The 7,987-nt window shown below is 71.7% G+C and carries 9 protein-coding genes and 1 pseudogene; all 10 read right to left on the bottom strand.

The features are described from left to right. A partial coding sequence (locus ABNT58_RS21375; protein WP_348755428.1) for a fumarylacetoacetate hydrolase family protein occupies nt 1-962 on the bottom strand: 962 nt, incomplete at its 3' end. Nucleotides 963-1,003: 41 nt separating this feature from the next. After that, a complete protein-coding gene (locus ABNT58_RS21370; protein ID WP_348755427.1) occupies nt 1,004-1,768 on the bottom strand; it encodes an SDR family oxidoreductase in 765 nt (254 codons plus the stop codon). Beyond that, nucleotides 1,765-2,748, bottom strand: a complete 984-nt coding sequence (locus ABNT58_RS21365) for a tripartite tricarboxylate transporter substrate-binding protein (RefSeq protein WP_348755426.1) — start codon at nt 2,746-2,748, stop codon at nt 1,765-1,767. The genes ABNT58_RS21370 and ABNT58_RS21365 overlap by 4 nt, the downstream gene beginning before the upstream one ends. Before the next feature lie 9 nt (nt 2,749-2,757). After that, on the bottom strand, nt 2,758-3,336 hold the full coding sequence (locus tag ABNT58_RS21360; protein WP_348755425.1) for a cupin domain-containing protein: 579 nt from the start codon (nt 3,334-3,336) through the stop codon (nt 2,758-2,760). Continuing rightward, nucleotides 3,333-4,136 carry a cyclase family protein gene (locus ABNT58_RS21355; RefSeq protein ID WP_348755424.1) on the bottom strand — a complete coding sequence of 268 codons (804 nt, stop codon included), beginning with the start codon at nt 4,134-4,136 and terminating at the stop codon, nt 3,333-3,335. Before ABNT58_RS21355 ends, ABNT58_RS21360 begins: the two co-directional genes overlap by 4 nt. Nucleotides 4,137-4,181: 45 nt before the next feature. Then, on the bottom strand, nt 4,182-5,342 hold the full coding sequence (locus ABNT58_RS21350) for an MFS transporter (protein ID WP_348755423.1): 1,161 nt from the start codon (nt 5,340-5,342) through the stop codon (nt 4,182-4,184). A gap of 19 nt (nt 5,343-5,361) precedes the next feature. Further along, nucleotides 5,362-6,492 carry an FAD-dependent oxidoreductase gene (locus tag ABNT58_RS21345; RefSeq protein WP_348755422.1) on the bottom strand — a complete coding sequence of 377 codons (1,131 nt, stop codon included), beginning with the start codon at nt 6,490-6,492 and terminating at the stop codon, nt 5,362-5,364. Further along, a complete protein-coding gene (locus ABNT58_RS21340; protein ID WP_348755421.1) occupies nt 6,489-6,839 on the bottom strand; it encodes a Rieske (2Fe-2S) protein in 351 nt (116 codons plus the stop codon). Before ABNT58_RS21340 ends, ABNT58_RS21345 begins: the two co-directional genes overlap by 4 nt. Nucleotides 6,840-6,850: 11 nt before the next feature. Beyond that, nucleotides 6,851-7,822 carry a VOC family protein gene (locus ABNT58_RS21335; protein WP_348755420.1) on the bottom strand — a complete coding sequence of 324 codons (972 nt, stop codon included), beginning with the start codon at nt 7,820-7,822 and terminating at the stop codon, nt 6,851-6,853. 24 nt (nt 7,823-7,846) lie between these two features. Continuing rightward, nucleotides 7,847-7,987 (bottom strand): annotated as a pseudogene (locus ABNT58_RS21330) (alpha/beta hydrolase); the annotation flags it as partial.

Genomic DNA, 7,987 nt, shown 5'->3' with positions numbered 1-7,987 from the left:
TCGATCACCCCGAAGGGGCCGGGCCGTCCATCGTCGAACAGGGCCTGCATGCGCACCCGGTCGCCGAAGCGCATGAAGCCGGTGCGGCTCTCGCCCTGGTCGATCTTCTCGATCACACGGCGTTCGGCGATGCAGGCGCTGCCGGCGCTGCGCGCGGCGTTGCTCACCGTGCCCGAGCCGATGATGCAGCCGGCCGTGAGCCTGCGCGTGCGCGCCGCATGCGCGATGAGCTGGCCGAAGTGGAAGCTCATCTCGCCGCCGTGCGGCTCGCCGAAGCGCTGGCCGTTCCACTGCACCTGCAGCCGCAGCTGCACGCGGCCGTCGCGCCAGGCGGTGCCCAGTTCGTCAGGGGTCACCGCCACCGGCGCGAAGGCGGTGGAGGGCTTGGCCTGCAGGAAGCCGAAGCCGGTCTTCATCTCGTGCGGGCCCAGCGCGCGCAGGCTCCAGTCGTTGATCTGCAGCAGCAGCCGCACGCAGCCCAGCGCGGCCTCGGGCGTCACGCCCATCGGCACCGGGCCGGTGACCACGCCGAACTCGCCTTCGAAGTCGATGCCGTCGGCTTCGCTGGGCAAGGGCACGTCGTCGCAGGGGCCCAGCAAGTCGTCGCTGGCGCCCTGGTACATCATCGGCACCGTGTCCACCAGCGGCGGCGGCGGCTTGTTGAAGGCCTGGTCCATCAGGTTGCTGTGGTTGAGGAAGGCGGAGCCATCGAGCCACTGCGGCGCGCGCGGCAGGGGCGCGGCGCAGGCCGCAGGATCGAAGGCGAAGCTGCCTGCGGCCTGAGGGTCCGCGTTCAGCGTGTCGTACACGTCCTGCAGCGGGCCTTGCACCGCCGCCCAGCGCTGCATCGCATCGATCAGGCTGGGAGCGATGCGCGGCACGGCCATGGCGCGCTGCAGGTCGCGGGAGACCACGATCAGCTGGCCGTCCAGGCTGCCGTCTTTCAAGGTGGCGAATTTCATCGGGTGTGTGCTCGAAGGGTGAAGGGATGCGGGTGCGGCGCTCAGCTGCCGTCGCTGATCAGGGTGCCGCCATCGACCACCAGGTTCTGGCCGGTGATGAAGCCGCCGCCGGGGCTGGCCAGCAGGGCCACCACGGCGGCCACTTCGCTTGGCTGGCCCACGCGGCGCAGCGGGGTGGCCTGCAGGCGGCGCGACATGAAGGCGGCATCGTCCAGCAGCGGGCCGGCCAGCGGGGTGTGGATCAGGCCCGGCGACACCGCATTGATGCGCACGCCCTGCGGCCCCCATTCCACCGCCAGGTTGCGCGCCAGCTGGGCCAGCGCCGCCTTGGACAGCCCGTACAGGCCGATGTGCCGATTGCCCCGCAGGCCGGCGATGCTGGACATCAGCACCACGCTGCCGTGGCCGCGCTGGGCCATCGGCGGTATCAGGTGGTGGCACAGGCGGGCTGCGGCGCGCAGGTTGACCTGCAGCACCCGGTCCCAGTCGTCGGGGCCGGCATGGCCCAGCGGACCGGCCGGGCCCTGGATGCCGGCGTTGCACACCAGCACGTCCACGCCCGCGGCTGCCTGACCCAGCTGCTCGACCTGCACCGGGTGGGCCAGGTCGGCCGCATGGGCCTGGCCGCCCAGCTCGGCGGCCACGCGTTGCACGGCTTCTGCGTCCAGGTCGGACAGCAGCAGCTCGGCCCCCAGTGCGGCCAGCGCCTGGGCGATGGCCAGGCCCAGGCCCTGGGCGGCGCCAGTCACCAGCACGCGGCGACCGCGCAGGTCCAGCCACGGGGGCAGCGTGGGCAGCGGCTTCATTCGACCTGGATGCCGGCTTCGCGGATGGCGCTGCCCCAGCGCTGCGCCTCGCTGCGGATGAAGTCGCCGAAGGCGGCCGGCGCCAGCGGGGCCGGCTCCAGCCCCAGCGCGGTGTAGCGCTGCAGCACTTCGGGTGATTGCAGCGCGGCCACGGTGGCGGCGTGCAGCGCCTCCACCACCGGCGGCGGCGTGCCGGCGCGCAGCACCACGCCGTTCCAGCCGGGGATGTCCAGCGCGGGCAGGCCCAGCTCGGTGATGGTGGGCAGGTCGGGCAGCGTGGGCAGCCGGCGCTCGGCGCCGATCAAGGCCAGCGCGCGCAGCTTGCCCTCGCGCACCAGCGGCAGGCTGGAGGCGCTGACGTCCACCATGAAGTCGAGCCGGCCGCCCAGCAGGTCCTGCAGCGCCGGGCCGGCGCCCTGGTAGGGCACGTGGTCGATGCGCAGCCCGGCACGGCGCTTGAGCATCTCGCACCACACATGGGGCTGGCTGCCGATGCCGTAGGAGCCGTACTGCAGGCCCGGCTCGCGCGAGGCGGCCTGCTGCAGATCGGCCCAGCTGCGCAGCCGGCTGACCGCAGGCACCACCAGCAGCGTGGGCGACTTGAACAGCCGCGTCAGCGGCATGAAGTCCTTCTGCGGGTCGAAGCTCAGCTTGGGGTACAGCGAGGGGTACATGGCCAGCGGCCCGATGTCGGCATACAAGAGCGTGTGGCCGTCGGCCGGTTGCTGCTTGACCGCCTGGGCGGCGATCTGCGCGGCGCCGCCGGGGCGGTTCTCGACGATCACGGTCTGCTTCAGCCGCTCGGCCAGCTTCTGCGTCAGCAGGCGCGACAGGGCGTCGCCAAAGCCGCCGGTGGGGTAGGGCACCACCCAGGTGAGCAGGTGCGCAGGAAAGCCGGGCTGCGCCCAGGCGGCGGGCACCGACAGACTGGCGGCCAGGCCGCCCAGCAGCTGGCGGCGCGTGAGGTGGGGGTACTTCATGATCGGCTTTCAGCGCTTGGCCAGTGCGGCCGCCACGTTGTCGTCATACACGCCGTCCACCAGCACGAACAGCATGCGGCAGGGCCGGCCCGAGCGGTTGGCCCAGGCATGGTTGGTGCCGCGCTGCACCACCACGCTGCCGGGCTGCAGCGGCACCTCGCTGTCGTCCAGCACCAGGGTCAGTTCGCCCTCGATGACGACGCCGTAGTCCACGCTTTCGGTGCGGTGCATCAGCGGATGCGGTGAATGCGCCTGCACCGTGCTGGCCGCGGCATCGCCGATCTGGCTGAAGGCGTCGTGCATGCGGGCCGCGCCATGGGCCAGGAACTCGGGCGTGTCGGGCGGAACGTCGACGAAGCGGATGCGCGTGCCCTGCCGCGGCGGCGGCAGGCTCAAGGCGCCCAGCGTGGGGTCGGGGCCGTTGCCCACCGGCGCGGGGCTACCTTGGGTGGCCCACACCTCGTGGAACACGGTACCGGGGATGGCGCTGATCTCCACCACCGTGGGCAGCGGGCCGCGCTGGGCCACGATGGCGCGGCCTTGGGCATCGTGGCCGGTGACGATGCGTTCGATGGGCGCGAAGCTCATGCCGTGGCTCCTGCATCTTCAAAGATGGCCACGGCCCGCGTCCAGCCGGCGCTGGCGCCGCGAATCTTGTGCGGAAAGCAGCTGATGGTGAAGCCGACCGGCGGCAGCGCCTCCAGGTTGTGGAGCTTTTCGAGGTGGCAGTAGCCGATGTCGCGGCCAGCCTTGTGGCCTTCCCAGATCAGGCTCTTGTCGCCGGTCTCGGCCACCTTCTTGGCGGTGTAGCTGAAGGGCGCGTCCCAGCTCCAGGCGTCGGTACCGGTCAGGCGCACGCCGCGTTCCAGCAGGTACATCGTGGCTTCATAACCCATGCCGCAGCCGGCGCCCAGGAAGTCGGGGTGGCCGTAGCGGCTGCCGGCGCGGGTGTTCACCACCACGATGTCCAGCGGCTGCAGCGTGTGGCCGATGCGGGCCAGCTCGGCCTGCACATCGGCGGCGGTGGCCACGTAGCCATCAGGGAAGTGGCGGAAGTCCAGCTTCACGCCGTTCTGGAAGCACCATTCCAGCGGCACCTGGTCGATGGTGATGCTGGGCCGGCTGCCGCCGTTCTTCGCGTCCTGGGTGGAATGGAAGTGCCAGGGCGCATCGAGGTGGGTGCCGTTGTGCGTGGTCAGCGTCACCCATTCGGCGGCGGCGGCTTCGCCGTCGGGGTAGTCCTCGGGCTTGGTGCCCGGGATCATGGCCATGAACTCGGGCAGCGTGTCGGCATGCTTCTGGTAGGTGATCTTCGGCGCCAGCGGCGGCGGGTCGCTGAGCACGTCGTTTTCCAGGTAGATCGAGAGGTCGACGAAACGGCGGGGCATGGGAAGTCCTTCAACAATCGGTGTGTCTGGGCGGCGTGGCGGCGGTCAGGGGTGCGCCACCTGGGTGCCGGCGGGGCGTGCGGCGGTACCGGCCGGGATGCGCGAGAAGCAGAACACCGCGACGGCGCCGATCAGCAACGCGGCCGCGCCCAGGCTGCCGTAGCCCTGTGACTTGACCAGCGTGCCGCCCAGGATGGGGCCGATGGCCGCGCCGATCATCAGCATGGCCGGCGTGGCGGCCATCGCGCGGCCGCTGGTGTCCAGCCGCGCCAGCAGGCCGAAGGCGAAGGTGTGGGTGAAGATCATCACGGCCGCGAACACCGAGGCTGCCATCGCATAGGGCGCAAACGCCGTGGCATTCATCAGGGTGGCCACCAGCAGCGCCTGCAGCACCGGGCCCACCAGCAGCACCGTGCGGGCGGACCAGCGCTGCTGCAGCAGCGCAGCCAGCGCCGCCGGCAGCAGGTTGACGAAGCCCAGCGCGATGAGCACGCCGCTGACCGCCTGCGGCCCGAAACCGCGGTGGTCACCCACCCGTTCCAGGAAGCTGAAGGTCATGGACTGCACCAGCCCCATGCAGGCGATGCCGACGATGCCGCACCACACCGCCGCCGGGATGCGGCCTGCACTGGCCACCTGGGTGGCCGGCGCCGCATCGGCCACCGGAAACGCCAAGGCCGAGACGATGGTCGCCACGCCCATCACGCCGGCCAGCACGATGAACAAGGCCGGCCCGCCGGCCTGCGCCACCACCTGCGGGGTGGCGCCGAGAAAGGCGATGGCGAACACACCCAGCGCCATGCCGACGATGGCGAACAGCCGGTGCGGATTGGCGCTGCGGGCGATGGTGCCGTGGGTGACGCTGAGCGCGGCGCCTGCGCACACACCGGCCAGCGCATGCAGCGCGGCCATGGGGCCGAAGTCGGTGGTGCGGCTGACGGCATAGAAGCCGGCCCCGGCCAGGCCGAAGCCCAGCGTGGCCACCGTGCGGCCGGGCAGGCGGTGGAACAGCGGCGCCAGCAGCACGCTGGCGACCACCGCGCCGCCGAGGAACAAGGTGGCCAGCAGGCCGGCCTGCTGCGGGTCGAGCCCGTAGTGGCCGATCAGCGTGCCAACCCAGACGGGCAGGGCCACCAGGTCGACCATGCCGGCGCAGTGCGCCACCATCAACGCGGCGCGGCCGCGGGCGGATTCGGTGCGGATCATGTGCAGGGCCCTCCGGGCTTCAGATCGGCTGCGCCAGCGCGGCATGCGACTCGCGCATGATCCGGGCGTGCTCTTCCTTGTCGCCGCCGGCGACCTCGATCTCGCCCAGGCGGGCCGAGTTCTCGACCACCATGCGGCAACGCTCCCAGCGACGGTCTTCGAACGCGGCCAGCGCGGCCGTGAGGTCGGTGCCGCGGCCCAGTTCATCGGCCAGCACCAGCGCATCTTCGATGCCGATGCAGGCGCCGCTGGCCAGGTGCGGTGTGGTGGCATGCACCGCATCGCCGATCAGCACCACACGCCCTTGCGACCACGGCCGCGGCAGCAGCAGGCCCTCCAGCGGGCGGAAGACGATCTGCGACTGCTCGTTGATCTGCTCGCGGATGGCGCGCATCACCGGGGCCTCGAAGTCGGCCAGCAGGGCGCGCATGCGGGGCACGAACTCGGCCGGGTCGACGTGGGTGTTGGTGGGCCGCGGCTCGGTGATGAAGAGGTACATCTCGGTCGCGGACACCGGGTTGACGCCGGGCTTGACGCGCGGGCCCATCCACATGGTGCAGGTGGTGATCTCGGGCGGCCGCGGCAGCACCGCGCGCCACACCGCCTGGCCGCTGTAGCGCGGCTGCGGCGCATCGGGGAACAGGGCGGCGCGGGTCCTGGAATACAGCCCGTCGGCGCCGATCACCAGGTCGTAGCGGTCTGTGCGCCCATCGGTGAAGCTGACTTGCACACCTTCGGCGTCCTGCGTGATCTGCGTGAAGCTGCAGCCCAGGCGCACCGTGGTGCCGGCCGCCACGGTGGCATCGGCCAGGATCCTGGCCAGCACCGGCCGCAGGATGGCGGCGCCGCCCGGCACGTCCGCGCCGGCCAGGCGCGGCGTGGGCAGCTCGGCCACCTGCGGGCCATGGGGCAGGCAGATCTTCACGCCGTCGCTGGCCGCGCCCAGGGTCAGAAAGGTGTCCAGCACGCCCAGCGTGCGCAGCGCCCGCAGCGTGGGGCCGCCCAGGCTGATGCCGGCGCCGTAGCTGCGCCAGCCGGGGTCGATCTCGACCAGCTCGACCTCATGGCCTTGCCGGCGCAGCTGGATGGCGGCCGCCATGCCTGAAAAGCCGCCGCCGATGATGAGGATGCGGCGCGTGGGTGTGTTCATGGGCTTGTCTCCTGGAGGGCGTCGTCGGCGAGGTGGACCTCGCCGCTGGGGTGCACGGTGATGGGCAGGGCCTGCAGTCGGTCACCCAGGCAGGGGCCGAGGGTGCACAGGCCGGTCTCGATGTCGAACAGCGCGCCATGCGCGGCGCAGACGATGCGGTCGCCCGCCGCATTGAGGTAGGCGTCCTTGCGCCACGCCATCGGCGTGCCGTGGTGGGGGCAGCGGTCCAGCCAGGCATGCACCTGGCCGCCGCGGCGCACCAGCAGCAGGCTGTCCTGGCCGCGGCCCTGCGGGTCGAAGCCGCGTGAGTGGCCGTCGGGCAGGTCGGTGAGGTGGCACAGGCGCATGGCGGGGGGGCTCAGGCTGCGGGGGGCTTGCCGGCGCCGGGCGGCGGTCCGTCCTTGCCAACCGGCCCGCCGGGCGGCGGTCCGGAGGGCGCCCACTTCTCGCGGTGCTGGAACAGGAACAGCTGCGATGCATCGGCGCCCATCGGCGCCTCGCGCGCGGCCCATGCGTCGTCGTGCAGGTCCATGTCGGCGTCGTACTCCACATGGCAGCCCAGCGGGCTGTTGAAGTACCAGAACCAGTTGCTGCCGAAGCGGTGGCGGCCCGGGCCCCAGAAGCTCTGGTAGCCCTTCTCGACGAAACGGCTGCCGGCCAGCAGCACTTCGGTGGGGCCGCCCAGGTGGAAGGTGAAGTGCTCGCAGCCTTTCATGAAGGGCGGCGTCTGGATCATGAAAAGCGTGTGGTGGTCGGGCGTGCCGGCCGGGCGCAGGAAGGGGCCCACGCCGGTGAAGCGGTCGGTGCAGACGAAGCCCAGCCGGGTGTAGAAGGCCTCGGCCTTGGCGCTGTCGGGCACGAAGTACACGACGTGCGACAGCGTGCGCGGCAGCGCCGGCAGGTCGGGCGGAAACGCCAGCTGGTTGGGCCCGCGCTGCGGCGCGGCGCCGGGGGCGTTGACGGTTTCGGCGGGCAGGCTCAGCGGCCGGCGCACCGTCACCTGGAAGGCCAGCGCAAAGCCCATGTCGTCCACCGCGCGCAGCACGCCGTCGCGGCGGCTCACTTCGCGGTCGCGCCGCAGCTCGGCCTCGATGGCGTCCAGCGTGGCCACGTCGGCCACGCCGTACACGGTTTCACGCAGCATGCTGGCGGTGCCCATGGCGGGCGGCAGGCTGGCATCGTCCTTGGGTTTGATGACCACGGCGGTGCTGTCCAGCGCCTCGTAGCGGCCATCGCCCACTGGCTTCAGGCCGTAGTCGATCAGGTACTGGCCGCAGCCGGCCAGGTCGTCCACGCCGAAGACCAGCGCGTCGGGTCCGATGATGTTCATGGTGTGCATGTCTTGGGGTCGTATTCAGGCGGCGGTGCGTGCGCCGAGGGTTTCAGCCACCCAGTCGGCGATGTAGTGGCCGGCGTTGATGCTGTTGTCGAAGCTGGCGTGCTGGGCGCCGCCTTCGCGGTCGGTGAAGACCTTGAGCTCGCGCTAGGGGCTGTT

The sequence above is a fragment of the uncultured Aquincola sp. genome (assembly GCF_964001545.1).
GTDB lineage: Bacteria > Pseudomonadota > Gammaproteobacteria > Burkholderiales > Burkholderiaceae_C > Aquincola.
This window is presented reverse-complemented; position numbering and strand designations above follow the sequence as displayed.